Source organism: Halocella sp. SP3-1 (genome assembly GCF_003953885.1).
Classification (GTDB): Bacteria; Bacillota; Halanaerobiia; order Halanaerobiales; family DTU029; genus Iocasia; species Iocasia fonsfrigidae.
This window is the reverse complement of sequence record NZ_CP032760.1, coordinates 210,451-230,718: the sequence shown is the minus strand read 5'-3', so window position 1 is coordinate 230,718 and position 20,268 is coordinate 210,451. Positions and strand designations below refer to the sequence as shown.

General features: G+C 33.9%; 18 protein-coding genes. 12 read left to right on the top strand and 6 right to left on the bottom strand.

The window, feature by feature from the left end; genetic code table 11:
• Positions 1 to 19: 19 nt before the first annotated feature.
• The 6 genes from D7D81_RS01055 to D7D81_RS01030 all read left to right on the top strand — a co-directional run bounded on the left by D7D81_RS01055 (position 20) and on the right by D7D81_RS01030 (position 5,247).
• Positions 20 to 994, top strand: coding sequence for an ABC transporter permease (locus D7D81_RS01055; RefSeq protein WP_125986479.1), 975 nt, complete (start codon positions 20 to 22; stop codon positions 992 to 994).
• Positions 995 to 1,086: 92 nt separating this feature from the next.
• Positions 1,087 to 2,085: a substrate-binding domain-containing protein gene (locus D7D81_RS01050; RefSeq protein WP_125991820.1), complete on the top strand. Its 999-nt coding sequence runs from the start codon at positions 1,087 to 1,089 to the stop codon at positions 2,083 to 2,085.
• Positions 2,086 to 2,177: 92 nt separating this feature from the next.
• Positions 2,178 to 2,951 (top strand): SDR family oxidoreductase, encoded by a 774-nt coding sequence (locus tag D7D81_RS01045; protein ID WP_125986478.1) that lies wholly within the window; start codon positions 2,178 to 2,180, stop codon positions 2,949 to 2,951.
• A gap of 14 nt (positions 2,952 to 2,965) precedes the next feature.
• Entirely contained in the window at positions 2,966 to 3,970 is a 1,005-nt protein-coding gene (locus D7D81_RS01040; protein WP_125986477.1) for a dihydroxyacetone kinase subunit DhaK, read from the top strand.
• A 4-nt stretch (positions 3,971 to 3,974) separates the two neighbouring features.
• Complete coding sequence (dhaL, locus tag D7D81_RS01035; RefSeq protein ID WP_125986476.1) at positions 3,975 to 4,613, top strand: dihydroxyacetone kinase subunit DhaL; 639 nt, start codon at positions 3,975 to 3,977, stop codon at positions 4,611 to 4,613.
• Between the two features lie 172 nt (positions 4,614 to 4,785).
• Positions 4,786 to 5,247 (top strand): hypothetical protein, encoded by a 462-nt coding sequence (locus D7D81_RS01030; RefSeq protein ID WP_125986474.1) that lies wholly within the window; start codon positions 4,786 to 4,788, stop codon positions 5,245 to 5,247.
• A 620-nt stretch (positions 5,248 to 5,867) separates the two neighbouring features.
• Here the strand turns inward: D7D81_RS01030 and D7D81_RS01025 are convergent.
• From D7D81_RS01025 to D7D81_RS01005, 5 genes are all read right to left on the bottom strand, one after another.
• Positions 5,868 to 6,650, bottom strand: a complete 783-nt coding sequence (locus tag D7D81_RS01025; RefSeq protein WP_125986472.1) for a response regulator transcription factor — start codon at positions 6,648 to 6,650, stop codon at positions 5,868 to 5,870.
• 18 nt (positions 6,651 to 6,668) lie between these two features.
• Entirely contained in the window at positions 6,669 to 8,015 is a 1,347-nt protein-coding gene (locus tag D7D81_RS01020; RefSeq protein ID WP_164522064.1) for a DUF4388 domain-containing protein, read from the bottom strand.
• Positions 8,002 to 9,027 (bottom strand): ABC transporter substrate-binding protein, encoded by a 1,026-nt coding sequence (locus D7D81_RS01015; protein ID WP_125986468.1) that lies wholly within the window; start codon positions 9,025 to 9,027, stop codon positions 8,002 to 8,004. Before D7D81_RS01015 ends, D7D81_RS01020 begins: the two co-directional genes overlap by 14 nt.
• On the bottom strand, positions 9,027 to 9,413 hold the full coding sequence (locus tag D7D81_RS01010; RefSeq protein ID WP_125986466.1) for a Na-translocating system protein MpsC family protein: 387 nt from the start codon (positions 9,411 to 9,413) through the stop codon (positions 9,027 to 9,029). Before D7D81_RS01010 ends, D7D81_RS01015 begins: the two co-directional genes overlap by 1 nt.
• Positions 9,414 to 9,622: 209 nt before the next feature.
• The gene (locus D7D81_RS01005; RefSeq protein WP_125986464.1) at positions 9,623 to 9,997 is read right to left on the bottom strand and encodes a Na-translocating system protein MpsC family protein; all 375 of its coding nucleotides are present in this window, start codon (positions 9,995 to 9,997) and stop codon (positions 9,623 to 9,625) included.
• A gap of 278 nt (positions 9,998 to 10,275) precedes the next feature.
• Here D7D81_RS01005 and D7D81_RS01000 point away from each other — a divergent pair, with 278 nt between their 5' ends.
• The 4 genes from D7D81_RS01000 (at position 10,276) to D7D81_RS00985 (ending at position 14,934) form a co-directional block, all read left to right on the top strand.
• A complete protein-coding gene (locus D7D81_RS01000; protein WP_125991818.1) occupies positions 10,276 to 11,268 on the top strand; it encodes an ABC transporter substrate-binding protein in 993 nt (330 codons plus the stop codon).
• 66 nt (positions 11,269 to 11,334) lie between these two features.
• Entirely contained in the window at positions 11,335 to 12,978 is a 1,644-nt protein-coding gene (locus D7D81_RS00995; protein ID WP_286170038.1) for an ABC transporter permease, read from the top strand.
• A gap of 33 nt (positions 12,979 to 13,011) precedes the next feature.
• Complete coding sequence (locus tag D7D81_RS00990) at positions 13,012 to 14,097, top strand: ABC transporter ATP-binding protein (protein WP_164522063.1); 1,086 nt, start codon at positions 13,012 to 13,014, stop codon at positions 14,095 to 14,097.
• 177 nt (positions 14,098 to 14,274) lie between these two features.
• Positions 14,275 to 14,934 carry an MgtC/SapB family protein gene (locus tag D7D81_RS00985; protein ID WP_286170036.1) on the top strand — a complete coding sequence of 220 codons (660 nt, stop codon included), beginning with the start codon at positions 14,275 to 14,277 and terminating at the stop codon, positions 14,932 to 14,934.
• Between the two features lie 67 nt (positions 14,935 to 15,001).
• Here the strand turns inward: D7D81_RS00985 and D7D81_RS00980 are convergent, their stop codons facing one another.
• Positions 15,002 to 17,230 carry a vitamin B12-dependent ribonucleotide reductase gene (locus tag D7D81_RS00980; protein ID WP_125986460.1) on the bottom strand — a complete coding sequence of 743 codons (2,229 nt, stop codon included), beginning with the start codon at positions 17,228 to 17,230 and terminating at the stop codon, positions 15,002 to 15,004.
• Positions 17,231 to 17,635: 405 nt separating this feature from the next.
• Here D7D81_RS00980 and D7D81_RS00975 point away from each other — a divergent pair, with 405 nt between their 5' ends.
• Both D7D81_RS00975 and D7D81_RS00970 read left to right on the top strand, forming a co-directional pair.
• Positions 17,636 to 18,208: a Na-translocating system protein MpsC family protein gene (locus tag D7D81_RS00975; RefSeq protein ID WP_125986458.1), complete on the top strand. Its 573-nt coding sequence runs from the start codon at positions 17,636 to 17,638 to the stop codon at positions 18,206 to 18,208.
• Positions 18,209 to 18,446: 238 nt separating this feature from the next.
• Positions 18,447 to 20,246 carry a coiled-coil domain-containing protein gene (locus D7D81_RS00970; RefSeq protein WP_125986456.1) on the top strand — a complete coding sequence of 600 codons (1,800 nt, stop codon included), beginning with the start codon at positions 18,447 to 18,449 and terminating at the stop codon, positions 20,244 to 20,246.
• Positions 20,247 to 20,268: the final 22 nt, after the last annotated feature.

Below are 20,268 nucleotides of genomic sequence, written 5' to 3'. Positions count from 1 at the left end.
GATTATGAGGTGTATAAAAATGATAAAAGATATGACGACAGAAAAAAATAAATTTACTAATTTTTTATTAGATAATGGTATTATTGTTGGATTAGTTCTTTTAGGAGTAATTTTATCTTTTACAAGTCCCTATTTTTTAACTACAAGAAACTTAATAAATGTTTTACGACAGGTTTCAATTAATGGGTTACTATCAATAGGTATGACTTATGTCATATTAACTGGTGGTATAGATTTATCTGTCGGGTCTTTATTATCTTTTGGAGGAATTATTGCAGCAAGTTTTGCTAGTGCTTCATTTGGTGGGGGATCTTCACCTGCATTTGTTTCTATTTTCCTTGGTTTATTAGTAGGTGCAGCTCTAGGTGCTGTAAATGGAGTGTTTATTTCCAAGTGGAAGATTCCTCCCTTTGTTGTTACCTTAGGTATGTTGAGTGTAGCTAGAGGATTTACATATATTTATAGTGATGGTATGCCTATACCAAATTTAAGTAAATCTTTTATATTTATTGGGCAAGGTACTATCTTTGGTATTCCTGTACCTGTAATTATATTTGCACTAGTTTTTGCGATTGCCTGGATTATATTATATAAAACAAGATTTGGGAGATATATATATGCTGTTGGTGGTAATATTAATAGTGCTAAAATATCTGGTATCAATACTAAATGGATTATATTTTCAGTCTATGTAATTAGTGGACTATTATCTTCTTTAGGTGGTTTGATACTTACTGCTCGAACTACTGCTGGATTACCTCAGGCAGGTAATTCCTATGAATTAAATGCCATTGGTGCTGTGGTTATTGGTGGTACTAGTTTAAAAGGAGGGCAGGGCTCATTAGTAGGGACATTATTAGGTGTTTTAATTATTGGTGTGATTAACAATGGATTGGACCTTTTAGGTGTATCTTCTTATTACCAACAAGTAATAAAAGGTGCAATTATTGTTGGAGCGGTTTTAATTAATCATATGAAAGACCGTTCGAATTAAAAAAAATTTTGAGGAGGTGATTAATTAGTATTTTCATAATGTTGGTTATTGTTCAGAGTATAATAAAAAATCAAGGAGGATGTAAAATGAAAATGAAAGTCTTATTATTGACTTTAATATTAGTTGTAGCTTTATCTTTTTCAACAATAGGTGCCGAATATAAGATTGGTGCAGCTGTTTATGGTTTAAAGGGTGAGTATATGCGTTTGTGGTCTACTGCATTGGAAAGACATCCTGCAGTCAAAAATGGTTTGGTGGAAATTACTGTTTTTGACGGTAAATATGATGCATCTGTTCAATATAGCCAATTTGAAAATATGTCAGTTCAGGGCTATGATGCTATAATATTTGTTCCAATAGATGTTGAAGCTGGTGCTGCTGCTGTTGCTGTTGCTGTTTCAAATGGTATTCCAGTAATTGGCTCAAATACTAGAGTGAATAGTGAGCAGCTAACATCATATATAGGATCTGATGATGTTAGAAGTGGATATATGGAAGCAAAAGCTGTTGTTGAAGCAATGGGTGGCAAAGGTAAAGTAGTGATTATTGAAGGACCTATTGGACAATCAGCTCAAATATCTCGTAGAGAAGGAAATTTAAAGGCGTTAGAAGAGTATCCAGGAATAGAAGTATTAGAAATGAAAACAGCTAATTGGTCGAGAGCAGAAGCATTAAACCTTATGGAAAACTGGTTAAACGCTCATCCTGGTGAAATTGACGGTGTTATAGGTCAGAATGATGAAATGGCTTTAGGTGCAATACAAGCTATAAAAATAGCTGGTTTTGATCCTGTAGACTTTGCTATAGCTGGTATTGATGGAGTCACTGATGCAATGCTTGCTGTCAAAAAAGGGGAGTTGGATTTAAGTATCCTTCAGGATGCAAAAGCACAGGCACAGGGTGCTTTAGATTTAGCTTTAAGAGCAATTATAGGTGAAAGTTATGAACCACAAGCAGATTGTTGGACAGATTACCCGGAGTTTGAGTGGGGAGAAACAATGAAAGATATTTATAATGTGCCATGGACTCCTATCACTACAGATAATATAAAAAAGTTAATGGCTGAAAGAGAAGAATTAACTAATAAATAGTATAAGAATAAATAATCTATGAAAAATATCATATATACTGGCGGTTTCTTCAGTATATATGATATTTAAATTAAATTGGAGGTGCTTAGCAAATGGAATTCACTGGTTTTAACAAAGATTTTATGATTGGAGATAAGGTTGCTCTTGTAACTGGGGCGGCTAGTGGTATTGGTAAAGCGATAGTAAAATTATTCGCTGAAAAAGGGGCTAATATTATTCTGGTTGATATTCTTGATGATAAAATGGCAGAAGTGGCTAAAGAACTAAACAGTCATGGAAGTGATACTTTATGTTTAAATTATGATATTACAAAGACTGATAATGTAAAAGATCTTGTTGAAAAAAGTATTAATAAATTTGGTAAGATAGATATTTTAGTAAATTGTGCAGGCGTAGCCCTTCTTGATAATGCAGAGGAAATATCAGAAGAGGATTGGGATAAAACAATGGCTGTTAATTTACGTGCTCCATTTTTGTTATCTAAATATGTTGGACAAAAAATGATAGAAAATAATTATGGAAAAATTATTAACATTGCTTCACAGGCAGGTGTTATAGCATTAGATAGACATGTTGCTTACTGTTCAAGTAAAGCTGCTATTATTGGTATGACTAAAGTCCTTGCATTAGAATGGGCAGAACATAATATTACTGTTAATGCTGTTTCTCCTACAGTTATCCTAACTGAATTGGGTAAAAACGCTTGGGCAGGTGAGGTGGGAGAAGCAATGAAAAAGAAAATACCTGTTGGTAGATTTGGATATCCTGAAGAAGTTGCTGCCTCAGTATTATATTTGGCAAGTGATGCAGCTGATATGATTAATGGAACCAATTTTGTTATAGATGGAGGTTATACTATTAAATAGTGAGGAGGATTTCTATGCAGAGATTTATTAATAAACCCGATGAGGTAGTGGAAGATATGTTGAAGGGCTTTGTCAGGGCCCATAAAGATCTGGTAGTAGCTACAGATGATTCAAGGGTTATCAAATACAAAAAGGCACCTGTGGAAAACAAAGTTGGCATTGTCACTGGTGGTGGTTCTGGCCACAAGCCAGCCTTTATTGGTTATTTAGGAAAGAATATGGTAGATGCAGTTGCAGTTGGTGAAATCTTTTCCTCGCCTACAGCTATGGCTTTTTTTAATGCTTTTAAAGAAGCTGATTCAGGTAGGGGTGTTGCCTGTCTTTACGGTAATTATGCAGGTGATAATATGAATGTAAAGATGGCTATAGAGATGGCTGAGGCTGAAGGCATTGAGGTCAAGACTGTTGTTGCTAATGATGATGTACCTTCAGCACCAAAAGATAAACTTGAAGATAGACGGGGAGTTGCTGGTGAGGTATTGATGTGGAAAATAGGTGGTGCTATGGCTGCAAAGGGTGCTGATCTTGATGATGTAATCAGGGTTTCTCAGAAAGCTATAGATAATACCAGAAGTATTGGTGTGGGTTTGACATCCTGTGTAATCCCGGAGGTTGGTAAACCTAACTTTACTATAGAAGATGGTAAGATGGAAGTTGGTATAGGTCATCACGGTGAACCTGGTATTGAGGTTACTGGTCTTAAAACAGCTGATGAAGTTGCAGAGATTATGGTTGATACAGTTTTACCCGACCTGCCATTTGAAAAAGGAGATGAAGTTGTTGTCCTGGTATCAGGGCTTGGTGCAACACCGGTAATGGAATTATATATATTATACAATAAAATGGAAAAATTATTGGCTGAAAAAGGTATTAGTATATATAAACCATATGTAGGTGATTACTTTACTTCACTTGAGATGATGGGTGCTACATTGACGGTTATGAAACTTGATGATGAATTAAAAGAATTAATTGATGAAGAAGTAGATACTATGGGTTTCAAACAGTTTAAGGGGTGAAGATATGAGTACATTTTCTAACAGGGATGGTATCAAGATTGTTTATAACTTAATTGCAACAATCCAGGACAATAAAGAATACCTGAGTGAAATTGACGGTGCAATTGGTGATGGAGACCATGGTATTAATATGAATAAGGGTTTTACAAAGACAGAGAAAAAATTAAAAGATAAAAATATGAATTTAACAGAAGGGTTAAAGACTTTAGGTATGACACTTATGACAGAGATTGGTGGTTCAATGGGTCCCTTATATGGTACTTTCTTTTTGAGAATGTCAAAAGTGACTACTGGTGAAGAAGAAATTAAGCAGGATATATTTTCAAAGATGCTGAACGAGGCCTGTGATGGATTAAAGAATATCGGTAATGCTAAAGTTGGAGATAAAACCTTGATGGATACATTAATTCCTGCTGTTGAGGCTTATGATAAGGCCTGTAATGAGGGGAAAGATTTTAAAGAATCTCTGGATTTAATGCAGGATGCTGCTGAAAAGGGTAAGGATTCAACAAAAGATATGGTTGCAAAAGTAGGTCGTGCAGCTAGATTGGGTGAAAGATCCCGGGGTGTGCTTGATGCTGGTGCTACTTCCTGTAATCTAATACTGCAAACAATGGCTGATTCAATTAAGACTATTATATAAGCGTCTTGCATAATTAAAGCTCCTTATATAAGTATTATTAGCTGATACGAATATTCAACTGAATATTCGTATCAGCTAAAAAGTATATATTAAAATATACCTGAACAATAAGAGTACATAAATTTCATATTACAATCTTACTAATTAAAATTTTTTTAAGGAGAAGATGAATGTGTTGAATAAAATAGGGTTGAGATGGCGTATAAGCATAATTATTACTTTATTTATAATGATTATTTTATCAATTGTTTCTTATACAACCTATAATTATACTATACATATGGTTCAGGGTGAAATTAATGATAAAATTAGAATTACAAAAGAAGCCCCAAAAAATAGTCTTAATATGACTTTGAATAATTTAAAAACTGAAGTAGAAAATTTTACTTTAAACGATAAAGTTAAAACCCATGCAATGTTTTTTGCATATACAGATGAAGAGAATTTGGCTGAGGAATTATCAAGTAATACATCCTATAAGGTTGAGCCCGTGAGTCAGGAATTACAGGCACATGTAAATGCTTCAAGTGCTGATTATACTTACATAACATCAACCCAGGGAACAGTTCTGGCAGATTCGCGTTATGTTGAAAATAAGGATTTTGATAAATATATAGGGGTTAAACTTACATAAGAAGAGTATAAAGTTGCAACAGCTGCTGATGTTTTTCAGTATAATAATAATCATTATACCCAGCTGCAGGCTCCTGTATATAATGATAGGGATGAAATTATTGCTTATTATGTCATGGGACCTATTATGCGAAAAATGTAAGTGAGACTTTAATAGAGGATCTTACTGTAAAATTATTTAATGAAGATAATATTATCTATAAGAGCAGTAATTCTGAAAATATTGGAACCAGGATACAAGATAGCTGGATTTTAGAACGATTAACGGAAGAGGGTAGGTTGCTTATAAAATCTCAAAGTTAAAAACAACTTTACAGGGAGGGTAACTTAAAATAGTATATTGAGTTAAAATATTTAAATTGAAAGATGACTTTGATAAATTATCGTGGTTATCTTTTTTAATTACATAGAAAATAGGATTACGTCATGAAATCTTGAATGATTTCAAAATTTGAACTGAAAAAGAGATTGAAGATTATCTAAAGAATAATTGAATAAAATCAAGGGAGGGCCCTTTGGAGGGTCCTATTCTTTTAACCATATTTATTTCAGGACTTATGTATTTTATCCAGTCTTAAAAAAACAGGTGATTTCTAGTAGGATTCGAGACTTGAGGAATTTCTATTTAATTGTATTTAGACTTATATAACCAAACTTGATAGATTTAGCTATTGCCTGAGTAATATTAGCCGCACATAGTTGTTGACAGGCTTTGGTGCGGTGATATTTAATGGCTGCTTCGGAAAGATTTAATTTCTGGCTAATCTCCTTGATTGTTAAGCCATTGGCTGACAGGGTAAGAACTGATTCTCTGATGTTTGTTAAGGACTTACCCTGATTGTAATGGGATGGAATTGTGTTTTCATTCAGTTTCTTGCTTAACTTTGTTTGCAGCAGTTCTAGAAGAATACGAAATTTTTCTCTGTGATTTTTACCCAGGGTTAAGATACCAAGAAAGCATTGTTTATCTTTAGGATAGCTAATTGGTGTAGCAATACTTTGCCATTTCTGTAGAAAATAACAATAGTTTTCATCTCCATTAAAAACAACGGTTTCTTTATACTCCATTGCCATTGAGATAGCATTGGTTCCACAGCTTTTTTCGGTAAAATAACAGCCTTCTTTTATTCTCATTTTGCTGACTTTCTCTTTTAGACCTATGGGATAGACTGTTTTTAAATTAATCCCCTGTTGATTTGCTAATATAAAAAGACTGTTTTCAAGGTAATATTTATCAGCTATTTTATTAACATATTTAGTAAAGTTTTGTATTAGTGAGAGATGTTTTTTTGATTCTTCCTCCAATATAAGACTATCGGCATAGTACTGGGGATGTTCTAGTTGTTTAGGAAGCCCCATTTTAAAACACCTTACCCAGGAGTTATTTAAATTGGATATCATCATTAAAATCACCTCTATTTTTCACATAATCTTTTTACCAGGAAAGGTAATAATTTTTTCCATGTCTTTTTCTATTAAATAATTATTTAAGTTTTCTTCCGATTCAATAGAGACTAAACCTAAGGAGATTAGACGGTAAATGATTTCATATATTTTTCCATTAGGCCAGGTCAGGGATTTTCTTAAGTCATTAATAGAACTCTTGTGTTGGATACAATTAAGTATTTTTTCTTCATCTGAGTTAAGGTTGATTTCATCTGCTAATTTATACACATTTGCTATAGCTGGAATTATGGTCATGTCTTTAGCTGGGAGTGATTGTTTAAATATATTATGATCCTGAACCTGTCTAACAGCCTCCAGAATTAAGTCATTAAAAGCCTCATTGATAGTTTTTTCTCTGCTTTTTATACTGGGGCTAAATTTAAAGTCACCTTCAGACCAGGTGAAAAAATCAAAGACGGCTTTTTTACCTCTGCTGGTTTTTAGATAAGCGTCAGTAATTTCACCTTTGGTAAAATAGATAATTCCAATGTCATTTTCCTTTTTTAAAACTAACCCCCCGGTATGGTTGGTATTATTTAACAGCCTTAATAATGTTGGTAGGGCAAATATTTTAAGGTTTCCTTCATAACTAATTGCTTTTTTAGCAACACCACTGACAAAGCATTTTAAGCTAATTCTCATTTCTTCCAGTGTCTCTCCTAAAAAACTAAATTCATCCCTGGTTTTAATTGAAATAGGGTTATGGAAATCACCCTGAGCTATTTCCTGGGAACTCTTAACCAGGATGTTAATTGGTTTAACAATTGCTTTAGCAACAAATAAAGCGGTAATTAATCCGATAGCAATAAATATTAAAGCTAGTAAGAGTATTTGATATTGGGTTGATAAAAATAATTTCTCTAATCCTGAGAGGGAATATCTAAAATTGAGATATCCCCAGAGATTATCATAAGCAGTAATAGGGGCTAATACATCAAGGTAATTTTTTTTAAAAACAAAAGTACTGCTGTTATTTTCTATTTGATTTGATGTTAATTTACTGCCTTCGATTAAGCGATTGGTAGAGGCTTTAATATAACCATCAGGACCGAGGATTGAAATCTGCATAATATCACTACCAGGGTCTTCCTTAACACTATCTATAATATTATATAAAGTAGTGTAATTTTCCATGACTACTGGTTCTACACTGTATTTAACAATAAGGGTAGCCAGTAAACTACTGGTAGTTTTTATTTGATTGCGGTATTCTGTCTTAATCTCTGTTAATAGGGTATAGGATATACCAGTGACAATAGTTATTATTAAAACAGAAATAATAATGCTTAGTTTTAAATAAAAAGGGAGTTTAATTGTTTTCATTTGTTTTCCCCCTAAGATAGACTTCATTTAACCAGAGGTTAGCTATATTTTCTTGCTGCAGACTGGACCACTCTAGGTTATAGTTAATGACATTAATATTATCAAAGGAAATGGCACCATCAGGAATAGGGGCCTCAATATTAGTAGGCAAGCGATATTCACTCATAGCTGAGTAAAGTTTTTGACCCCTTGTACTAAGCATAAAATCGACAAATTGTTTAGCCTGTTTAAGGTGTTTGGTATCTTTAACAATAGCTATGCCGCCAATTTCGTAGCCAGTTCCATCGGTGGGAAGAATAAGGTTGATAGGATAACCTTGTTGTTTGAATTTCTGGATATCATGGCTAAAGGAGATACCGATAGTAGAAGCATTAATTCCCGTTAATTTACTGGCCATAGCACCACTATTGGTATAATTTTGAACATTGCTATTTATTTTCTTAAGTAGTTGAATCCCTTCATCCAGGCCGTACAATTGAATTATCGTAGATAATATTGTATAACCAGTGCCTGATGAAACTGGGTTAGGGATAGTAATTAGACCTTTATATTCCGGTGAAGCCAGGTCAAGCCAGGTCATAGGTGGTTTTAAATTTAATTTTTGCAGTGCAACTGGATTAACGGCAAAACCAATTGAGCCGAGATAGATTCCCCACCAATGGTTTTCCAGGTCTCTATATTCTTGCGGTATCTTCTTAGTTAATGATGAATTGTATTGTTCAAAAAGACCTTCCTTATTTGCTAAATAATAAAATTCAGCTGGACCGCCTAGTAGCACATCTACACCTGGCCGGTAATTTTTTCCCCGTCTAAGTAGGTTTAATAGTACCCCGGTCGATTTTCTAATTGTTTTAACTTTTATACCGGTATAGTTTTCAAATGCCTGAGCATAAACCTGGGCTTCTCTTTCTTGCAGTGCTGTATAGATAACTAGTTTATTGTCGGCAGTTATTCCTCTTGCAGTAAAGAGGCCTGTGATAATAAGTGAGATACAAATAATTTTTTTAAACATTATAACTCCTTATTAAGACGGCAGACAATAATTGTTTCGTCTAGTTCAGGGTTGTTATCAATTACCAGAGACAAAACCTGTAAATTTAGTTTATTTTCCAGGTGAAACTTCAAAATGTTTTTAATACTGCTTAGTTCTTTTACCTTTAACTGTTTAATTAATACCTTTCCTTCTTCTGTTCTGGCAAGTTGTTCTTCTGCAGGGCTTAGATTACCCTGGCTGCGGAGAACGATAATATCTCTAATTAAATAGGTTTCTATTTGATGGGATTTTTTTCCCCAGTAGTTTTCTTCAAAGTTTTTAAAGATATTGCAGATTTTTTCCTCAGCAGTCGACATTTTAGATTTATTATGTTTTGCTTCTTTAGCCTGCTCCATAAATCTCATCTCCTTTATTAATAGATAAGGTATTTCTATAATTATTTCCTACATCATTAAAAAAACCATCACCAAATAAATATCCCTTATCAGGATATTAAAAGATGATGGTTTGCTCTTCAGATAACCCGCTACCTTAAGAGGTAGTTTGCTATCTAACTAGTTAACCATTTAAATTCTAAATTGTATAACTATTTTAACATCATTTTGGGCAAAAATCAAGTTTTAATTTTCAATTTTTTCTCCAGGTCATCTGACAGAGAGAAAACTATAATCCGTTCCCCGTTTTCGGTACTGATATCTGAATGAACAGCTAAGACATCTATGGTGGTAATATCTTTTATCAAGGTAGCTAATATCTCACGGGAATTTTCAATGAGTTTAACTCGCAGCTGTTTAATTAGTTTTATACCGTCTTCTTCTTTGGCCAGTTGTTGTTCGGCCATTGTTAGGACGCCTTTTTCTTTAACAAGGATATTATCATGTATAATATAAGTTTTAATATTTTGAGGTCCACGACCAATATATTCCTTTTCAAATTTCATAATTAGTTCTGATATTTCAGCTTCAATTTGTCCTTTACTTTTATTCATTTTTACCACCTGTAAACTTATTATTCTTAATAATTAACTTCCACATTAATTTTAGAGTTCCTTTATTTAAAAATAGGTATCTCCAAAAAACTAGCCAAAAGTATAAATGTCTAACAATTTTCTAAGCTTAAATATTATTTTTTAGACAAAAAGCTAGTTTTTTTAAGGTCTAAAAAAAAAGGGGGAAAACAATTTAAACTTTTGAATATTGTGTGAGAAAGTAAATTGTGGTAACTTAATTTTAAGAATTTCAAAAATGATAAGGAGGAGTTATTGTGATGAAAAAGTTTTCTGTTGTAATGTTGCTTTGTCTAATGATAGGTCTGTTTAATTTAACTGTTCTGGCTGATAGTATCAGTGTTTATACCAGTCTGGATGAACAATTGGCGCGTGTGGTATTTAATGAGTATACTGCTGAGACCGGGGTAAAGATAGAATGGGTACGCCTGTCAACTGGAGAAGCGGTCTCCAGGATGATGGCTGAAAAGAACAACCCTCAGGCCAGTATTTGGGTAGGAGGAGTAGGTTTAGGGCATATTCAGGCCAAAGATAGTGGTTTAACCATTCCTTATGTGGCAGAAAATGCCCAATATGTACCTGATAATTTTAAAGATGAAGATAACTATTGGATAGGTATCTATGCCGGACCATTGTGTTTTGTAAGTAATACCCAGCGTTTAGAGGAATTAGGGTTAGCAGCACCTACATCCTGGGCAGATTTAATTAAACCAGAATATGAAGGTTATATTCAGGTTGCTAATCCAGGGACTTCTGGTACTTCATACAATGTTCTGGCAACTATGGTGCAGCTAATGGGTGAAGAAGAGGGCTTTGAATATATGAAAAAACTTGATAAAAACATAGTACAGTATACCCGTTCTGGTTCTAAGCCAGGTAAGAATGCTGCTATTGGAGAGGTACCAATAGGTATTGGCTATGCACATGACCAGGTAAAACTAAAGGCACAGGGTTACCCATTAGTAATTACTTTTCCGGAAGAAGGGGGGGGTTATGAAGTGGCATCAATCTCCTTGATTAAGAACGGTAAAGAGACTGAACTTGCTAAAGAACTCTATAATTGGTTATTAAGTAAAAAGGCTGCTGAGATATATGCTAGTTTCTATGTAGTACCCTTCCGTGATGTTAAATTAATGGATGGGGCAGTACCAATTAGTGAAGTAAATACCATTGACCAGGATGATGTCTGGGCAGGAAATAACAAAGAGCGGCTTGTTGAAAAATGGAATGAGGAAGTATATAGTCAGCACTAGTTTTAAATACATGTGTATAACAGATAGGGGTTATTCTTTATCTGTTATACCTTACAAAGGGGTGATATGATGGAAACCAGGAAGGATCCTTTAGTAAATATTACAATAATGATTGTTGCTGCTTTAATTGGGATATTTGTTGTCTATCCCATTGTACGTGTAATTATTATAAGTTTAAGGCCTGATGGTAATTTTTCTTTGGCGGAATATAAATATATTTTATCAAAGGTATGGTTGAGGAGTACTTTTCTAAATAGTATAAAATTAGGTGCCCTGGTAGCTACCTTTGGAACGATAATCGGGTATATTGCTGCTTATAGTCTGTATAAGGTAGACTTACCAGGTAAAGGTTTTTTTCGTCAGATAGTAATGCTACCAATTATTTCTCCACCATTTATGTTAACGATCTCTATCATCCTATTATTGGGGAGAAACGGTCTGATTACCAAAAAATTGCTAGGGATAACAGGCTTTAGTATTTATGGTTTACATGGACTGGTCATAGTCCAGACTCTGGGGATGTTCCCCATCGCCTATAGGGTGTTAACCGGAGTTATGGCCAGAATTAGCCCGGAGTTGGAGAATGCGGCTTTAAACCTTGGTGGTAGTAAGGGTTATGTATTTCGCTCAGTAACCTTTCCACTATCCATACCGGGAATTGCCAGTGCCTGGTTATTGGTTTTTGTTACTTCAATTGCTGATTTTGCTAATCCTATGGTGTTAGCCGGGGATTATGATGTCCTCTCAGTACAGGCCTATCTGCAATTTACTGGTATGTACAATCTGCCGCGGGGGTCAGCCCTGGCAATTATGTTACTTATACCAGCCTTAATAGCTTTTATGGTAGAGAAGTACTGGGTGTCCAGGAAATCATTTGTTACTGTTACTGGGAAACCTACCGGTTCTAAACAAGATATGGTTTCTTCTTTAACACGTAAATTGTTTATAATATTTTTGTTGCTTATAACCTTTGTTATATTATTATTATACTTAACAGTAATAATGGGGGCTTTCTTTAAACTATGGGGAATTGACTATTCCTTGACCCTGGAGCATTTTAAATATGCTTGGGATGTTGGTTTGGAGAGTATTAAAGATACTATCTTTTTAGCTGGAGTAGCTACACCCTTTACTGGTCTTTTAGGTATGATTATTGCTTATTTAGTAGTGAGAAAAAGCTTTTGGGGTAAGAATATCTTACAGTTATCATCTCTTTTAAGTTTTGCTGTCCCGGGAACAGTAGTTGGTATTGGCTATATACTGGCTTTTAATCAGCAGCCATTTTTATTAACTGGAACCGGCTTAATCATTATTCTTTGTTTTATCTTTAGAAATATGCCAGTAGGTATTGAGTCAGGGGTGGCTTCTTTACGTCAGATCGACCCTTCTATTGAAGAGGCATCGACTGATTTAGGGGCAAGTAGTAGTTATACATTTTCTAAAATAACTCTGCCATTGATTAAACCAGCTTTTTTTTCAGGGTTATCCTATAGTTTTGTCAGGGCTATGACTGCTGTTAGTGCTATCATCTTCCTGGTTTCTGCCAGGTGGACACATTTAAGTACTTTGATATTAGCCGAGACTGAGATTATGCGGCTAGGGGCGGCCAGTGTTTTATCATTGGTACTTATTGTAATCGTTATGACAGTTTTTTATTTGATGAGTAAGTTTGTTGGTGATGACCAGGAGTCAGCTGGTATGATTACTTGATATTTCAAAAAAAGTTTAGTTAGGAGGTACATAATGCAGAATATTGCTGTTGAATTAAAAAATATTAGAAAGGTATTTCAATCAAAACAGTCAACTGAAAAGGTGACTGCGGTGGATAATTTTCAATTAAAAATAAAAGAGGGGGAACTTGTTACACTGCTTGGGCCTTCAGGGTGTGGTAAAACAACGACTTTAAGGATGGTAGCTGGGTTTGAAACAGCGACAAGTGGAGAGATATATTTGGATGGTAAGGATGTAGTTAATATACCGGCCAATAAAAGAAATACGGCCATGGTTTTTCAGAGTTATGGGCTTTTTCCACATATGACTGTGGTGGATAACATTACTTATGGTCTGCGTTTTAGAAAGATGAGTAAAATAGCCATATCCCAAAAGGCAGAAGAAATTATGCAACTAGTGGGTTTAGAAGGATATGGTTCTAGAAATCCAGGAGAGTTATCAGGGGGACAACAGCAGCGGGTTGCTCTGGCCAGAGCCCTTATTGTAGAACCTAAAGTATTATTATTTGATGAACCACTGTCTAATCTTGATGCTAAATTAAGGGAGTCAATGCGGGATGAGATACGGAAGTTACAGAAACGCTTGTCTATTACCTCTCTTTATGTTACGCATGATCAAATAGAGGCAATGAGTATTTCTGATAAAATAGTAGTTATGAATAGAGGAAAGATTGAGCAGGTTGGGACCCCAGAAGAGATCTATTATTACCCACAAAGCAAGTTTGTAGCCGATTTTATTGGCAAGGTAAATTTTCTATCTACTCAGGTAGAAGAGGGACAGAACAATAGTATTCAGCTAGTAATTGATGATAAAGTGATAAATATGGAGGAAACAGAAGATTTAGCTGTAGGTGAATCAGTAGTTATTGTCTTACGTCCAGAGTCAATCAGCCTAGAGAAAAAAGGTAAAGGTTTTTTACAGGCTAAAGTCATAAGAAAAACATATCTTGGTTCCTATTTTGAATATATATTAGATTATAAAGGTAATCTGATTACAGTTCATTTGACTAATCCCCGGCATAAGTATATATTTAATGTAGGAGAAGAGGTAGATATTTATTTTGCTAAGGAAGATATTCATTTAATTAAAGAGGAATAAGTAGATTGATATTCTGGGAACTGCCCTCTTTGTTCTGACCAGAAAGTACGGTGGCATTTACGGCTCTGACCAACTTTTGAAAATGCTTGAAATTAATCTGCTTAGTTGGTAAAATTCTAATAAGGTGTTTTAAAGGCAGAAAAAGATAGTTAAAATTATATTATGAGGTGGAATAAATTGATTTTAGAAAGGGATGTATTGATTAATTTAATACTTGCTCTGGTGTTAAGCGGGTTGATTGGTTTTGAAAGGGAAAGGCATGAGAGGCCTGCTGGTCTTCGTACTCACATACTTGTTGGTGTAGGAGCGACTATTATAATGATGGTTTCTCTTAGTATGCATAAAATTCATTCTGAGAATGATGCAGGCAGAATTGCTGCTCAAGTTGTGAGTGGAGTGGGGTTTTTAGGAGCAGGAACGATTATTAAAGAAGGTTTTTCGGTCAAAGGCCTAACTACAGCTGCTAGCCTCTGGGCAACAGCAGCTATTGGGCTTGCAATAGGAGCTAATTATTATTTTCTGGCAATAATAACAACACTGGTTGTAATTGTAACACTTTATTTACTGAATAGTTTTGATTTTAATATAAGTGCTAAAAAATATATAATTTTAAAGTGTAAAGTATATGCAAATAATGATGTACTCTGTAATATAAATGAAATATTGCAGGAGCATGGTGCTAGAATAGAAGAAATGAATGTTGAGCGGAGTTCAGAAAAAAAACAGGAGTTGGTAATTGAATTTAATTTAAAAATAAGCAGTAAAGATAAGCTGATTACAGCCTGTAACAAATTACTTCAATTAGAAAGTGTACTGGAAGTGAATATAAACAGTTAAAGCAAGAAAGGTTCTGAAACCTCATTGAGGGGACAGAACCTTTCTTTTTAATTTTTACAAACAGCCTTTAACCACATTTTGACCAGCCACAGTTTCTACAGACAGCACAACCCCCTTCATGTTCTATACGGGCACCACATTCAGGACAGTTAGTATCTTCTGTTTCGCTATCAGTACTATTTTTTTCAGTAAACTGCGGTTTGAGTTTTTGATAAATATCTTTGCCATTTTTAGTATTGTTGATAAAATTTTCCAGAGCACGACCGATTGCATCAGGACAGGATAGGTTATTAACATCTTTTTTAACCATGGCTGCCTCACACCTGATACCCCTCAGCTGCTCGATTATTTCGTGGAGTGGTACCCCACTGCGTAGAGCAAGTGATACCAGACGGCTAATTGCTTCAGATTGTGCATGACAGCCGCCGCCTTTTCCAGTAGTGGTAAACAATTCACATACTCCCTGTTTATCGGAGTTGATAATTATATATAGTTTCCCACAGCCGATAATGGTTTTTTCTGTAGTACCGTAGGTTACTTTTGGACGCGGACGTTTACCTTTTTTAGAAGGGGGAATACTATCTTTGTTTTTAAAGCCTGTTGACAAGACCTGTTCTGATCTACTGCCATCTCGATAGATGGTTACACCTTTGCAATTTAGCTCGTAGGCCATTGTATAAACAGTACGGACATCTTCAATACTGGCATGATGATGGAAGTTGACTGTTTTACTGACTGCATTATCAACCTCTTTTTGAAAGGCTGCCTGCATTTTAATGTGCCACATTGGTTCAATATCATGGGCAGTTACAAATAGTTTTTTTATAGCATCCGGTATGATCTCTATATCCTGTATTGAGGAATTTTCAGCAATTGTTTTCATTAATTCCCTACTATAGAACTTGTGCTTTTTAGCCAGTTTTTCAAAGATAGGATGAACCTCTATCATGGTATCATCCAGCACATGTCGTTTATAGCTTATAGCAAATAAAGGTTCAATACCACTACTGCAGCCAGCTATAATGCTGATACTTCCAGTGGGTGCTATAGTGGTTGTAGTGGCATTACGCATTGGTTTTTGATGAATACTTTCGGCTATATTGGGGAATGAACCTCTGCGTTCAGCAATCTCTCTGGACTGCTCATAAGATGTCTTTCTGATAAAGGCCATTACTTTTCTAGCCAGGTTCACTGCTTCCTCACTAGCATATGAGATGCCCAGTTTAATCAGCAAATCACTCCATCCCATTACCCCCAGCCCAATTTTACGGTTGCCTTCAACTATTTTCTTGATTTTTATCAGGGGATAGTTGTTCATATCTATGACATTATCAAGGAAACGGGTAGCAGTTTTAACTGTATATGCTAATTTATCATAATCAATTATTATTTGGTCAACCTCATTAGTTTTAGTCATATGTGATAGATTTATAGACCCTAAATTACATGCTTCATATGGTAAAAGAGGTTGTTCACCACAAGGATTAGTACTTTCTATTTCACCTATTCCTGGTGTAGGGTTATGTCTATTAATTTCGTCGATAAAGATTATACCAGGTTCCCCGTTTTTATGTGCCATCTCGACAATTTTATCAAAGACTTTACAGGCCGGTAAAGTACCCGTAATCTCATTATTTCTGGGGTTAATTAGTTTATATTCCTGGTTTTTTTTAACTGCTTCCATAAATTTGTCAGTAACAGCAATTGAGATATTAAAGTTATTTAAGTTTTCTTCAGCTTCCTTAGCAGTAATAAAATCCATGATATCCGGGTGATCTACCCGTAGAATCCCCATATTTGCTCCACGGCGTTTGCCGCCCTGTTTGATTGTATTAGTTGCTGCATCAAAGATTTTCATAAATGATATTGGTCCACTGGCAATACCCCCGGTTGTTTTAACAAGGTCGTTTTTGGGTCTTAGACGGGAGAAATTAAATCCTGTACCACCACCACTTTTTTGTATTAGGGCTGTATTTTTAACGGAATCAAAAATACCGTCCATACTGTCTTCGACAGGTAGGACAAAACAGGCACTTAATTGTTGTAGCTCATTATCGGCATTCATTAGTGTTGGTGAATTAGGCAAAAAATCAAGGTTTTTCATTATTTTATAGAAATTCTCTTCATCATCTGACGGGTCTTCATCATATTTAAGGTTGGCTTCTGCTATATTTCTAGCCACCCGCCTAAACATTTCATCAGGGCTTTCTATTATTTCTCCCTCTGTATTTTTTTTAAGATATCTACTCTCAAGTACTTTTCTGGCATTTTCATTTAATTTACATTCTGCAGTCATTTCTATACTCACCTCATTTATGTATAATAACACTATCTATTATAACATAGAAAAATAAAAATACAAAATGTAGTAGGTTAAATTACTGGCTCTACAATATATAGTAGTATTAAATTGTATTACCTTATGTCATTTAATTTAAGTAAGTGTATTATAATCCCCAGAAAACGAGATATTAATTGTTCTTATAATTTGAAAATATTAAAAATTTTACATATAAGCAGGAAATAAAAATGAATTTAGTAAATATATATTATATAATTGTATGGGGATAGTTAAATAATGTTGGAAGAGCAGCCAGATGTACTGTCAAAAGCTGTGAGCCAATACCTTATATGGGGTTAATGTATAGGGTATTGGCTTTTTTAACTTATTTTTTTTTAGTTTAATCTGGAGGGGATTTAATTGAGTAAGCAATTAGGATATATGATAAGACAAATAAGAGAGAGAAAAGAAATTAGTCAGCAAAAATTATCAGAAATATCGGGGTTATCACAATCTTTTATAAGTAGTATTGAAAATGGACAGAAGAGTCCTACTATACGAAGCCTAAAAGAATTGGCCGGGGCTTTAGATATGTCCTATGAGGAATTAGTGAAAACAGCCTTGTTTTCCCCAAAAAATAATTACATATTGCAGAAAAACAAGCTGGTAACCGAAATTAATGCAGATTTAGCCCGCTTATATAAAGGTGTTATCGGCCAGGGCCCTAAAAAGATTAATACAGAGATATATAAGGATATTTTAATTATAAGGATTAAGCCGTATTCTAACCCGATACTGATTCAATTGGTTAAAACCACCAGAGGACAGAGGCTTTTAAATGAACTGGCCAGATACCTCTTTAAAAGCTACAGAATGGATTTTATCAAGGTATTAAATAACCTTATCGGGGTAGATATTAAAAATATTTACTGTGATTATAGTAGTGTTGATGAGATTGTTATTATTATCAGGTTTAATCGAAAATTTTTATAGTGATAATTTGTAAAAAATTATATTTTTATAGTGATAATTTATTATATTATGCAGGAAATTAGTACTATTTGGTGTATATTTATATTAGGTATACGACAAAATTAAATAAATATACTGCTGGAAGATCAGTTCGATATTATACCAAAAGCTGTGAGCCAACACTTTATTTACTAATAAAATATGGTGTTGGTTTTTTATAATTTGACATTTAAACAGGTCTTTATCTAGGGGTGGTAATTTGGGTGACAATAATCTGGTAGATCAGTATCAAAAAATCTGCCTTCAATTTAGTGATTTTACTAATAAAAACTGCCGAGAAATTAAAAAGATGATAGTCTATACTGAAGAATATTACGGTTTGATAGCTGATCAATTACCTGATATAGAGGATAATATTAGTTGGACGGTTGAGAAAACAAGAATTTTAATTAATTGTTTTGATAAAGATAGTGAGTATAATAAACAGCAAAAAATGTATCAGGTTTTAGTGTCTCTAAAGAGTAGTATAAGGAGTATTAGTGATTTGCTGAGAGATAAGAATGAACTATTTCACATATTAAACAGTATTATTTCTCAGGAAAAAGATAATAGTGTTACAGACTTTAAAAAGATTATCACCCTGACCTCTGGATTAAGAAAAATACTAAATAGATTAAAAGTACTGGCAATTAATAGTAGTATATATACCTACAATAATCATAATCATGACAGTGGATTTAAAGTTATATCTGAAAGGATTCATTTAATTTCTTTAAAAATGATAAAGAATTATCAAAACATAGAACAGCACATCAATAGTTTAAAAGGATGGCGCGTTTTTTTTCAGCAAGGTGTTGAGGAAATAATCAAGCTTGAATCAGATGTCAAAGACTATAGCCTAAAACTTAAAGAGCTATTTCAGGATTTTTTTACTAGCGGGATAACAGTTTCATTAACTGAATTAATGGAGATGATAAATGGAGCTGTATTATCGGTTCATGAACTTATGATAGAGATTCAAAACCAGGATATTATTAAGCAAAATATGGAAAATATAAATAAGATATTACAGGAAACTAATCAAGAGATTAGTATAGATGAAACAAAAAATAAGCAAATGATAGAGAGATTAAATTTTATCGCAGAAGTTATTAATCTAAGCGACAAACTGATGTCAGGTGTTCGACAGCAATTGGCTGCTTCCCGGGAAAGGATTGGCTTGATCTTAGATCAAATAGATGGAAACCTTAATAAATTAGATCAACAATTATCAAAAATAAAGAATAAACTAGGTAGTTTTACTCATATCTCTAAGAAAATATATTCTCTGCTGCCCGACATAGCACGTAAAACAAAAAATGTAGAGGCTATATATAGTAAGTTAATTAATTCCCAGGAAAGGTTCAGTAGGGGTATTGAAGGAGTCAATAAGGAATTTAAATATATACAACAGTATATTGAGCGTTTAAATAATATCCGGGTATTAGCTGCTATTGAATTGTCATCTATAGAAAACAAAAACAATTTTATTGATAAAATAGATGAGGTAATAGACAGTTTAAATAAAAGGAGTAGGGATGATATTAAGTCATATGATTCTATACAGACCAGGTTGAAGGGTGATCTTAATAAATTTCAGGAAATTGCTGTATATACCAATAAGGAAATATTAATTTTTAATGATGAATTATATAACTTACAGGGAGATTTCAAATTAGTAAATGATGAGATAAACGAAAAGGCGGTTAGTCTAACTGGGCAATTAAGTAAGCTTCAGGAAGTAAATAAGAAACTTAGAAAAAGGGCTGATAAATTTGAATTTATTAGTAAATTATCTGAGGCTTTTTTAAATAATATAAATAGTATAGCAAAAGATATAGTGGAATTAAAAAAATCTTATCAGGGGAAATTAACTTATGATAATTCCTTAAATAATAAAAGGCTAATAAAACTTTTTCAAGAATTCACAAGTTATCAGGAGAGGAAAACAGCTGCAGATGAATATTATGAAATAGATATTGATATTGGGGACAATGGGGGGAAATTGACTTTGTTTTAAAAAATAAATTTTTAAATACAGG

Coding starts and splice junctions, on each gene's coding strand:
- D7D81_RS01050 (WP_125991820.1), top strand. CDS start 1,087: ATGAAAGTCTTATTATTGACTTTAATATTAGTTGTAGCTTTATCTTTT.
- D7D81_RS01000 (WP_125991818.1), top strand. CDS start 10,276: ATGAAAAAGTTTTCTGTTGTAATGTTGCTTTGTCTAATGATAGGTCTG.
- D7D81_RS00980 (WP_125986460.1), bottom strand. CDS start 17,230: ATGACTGCAGAATGTAAATTAAATGAAAATGCCAGAAAAGTACTTGAG.
- D7D81_RS01040 (WP_125986477.1), top strand. CDS start 2,966: ATGCAGAGATTTATTAATAAACCCGATGAGGTAGTGGAAGATATGTTG.
- D7D81_RS00995 (WP_286170038.1), top strand. CDS start 11,335: ATGATGGAAACCAGGAAGGATCCTTTAGTAAATATTACAATAATGATT.
- dhaL (WP_125986476.1), top strand. CDS start 3,975: ATGAGTACATTTTCTAACAGGGATGGTATCAAGATTGTTTATAACTTA.
- D7D81_RS01055 (WP_125986479.1), top strand. CDS start 20: ATGATAAAAGATATGACGACAGAAAAAAATAAATTTACTAATTTTTTA.
- D7D81_RS01020 (WP_164522064.1), bottom strand. CDS start 8,015: ATGAAAACAATTAAACTCCCTTTTTATTTAAAACTAAGCATTATTATT.
- D7D81_RS00990 (WP_164522063.1), top strand. CDS start 13,012: ATGCAGAATATTGCTGTTGAATTAAAAAATATTAGAAAGGTATTTCAA.
- D7D81_RS01045 (WP_125986478.1), top strand. CDS start 2,178: ATGGAATTCACTGGTTTTAACAAAGATTTTATGATTGGAGATAAGGTT.
- D7D81_RS01010 (WP_125986466.1), bottom strand. CDS start 9,413: ATGAGATTTATGGAGCAGGCTAAAGAAGCAAAACATAATAAATCTAAA.
- D7D81_RS01005 (WP_125986464.1), bottom strand. CDS start 9,997: ATGAATAAAAGTAAAGGACAAATTGAAGCTGAAATATCAGAACTAATT.
- D7D81_RS01025 (WP_125986472.1), bottom strand. CDS start 6,650: ATGATGATATCCAATTTAAATAACTCCTGGGTAAGGTGTTTTAAAATG.
- D7D81_RS01015 (WP_125986468.1), bottom strand. CDS start 9,027: ATGTTTAAAAAAATTATTTGTATCTCACTTATTATCACAGGCCTCTTT.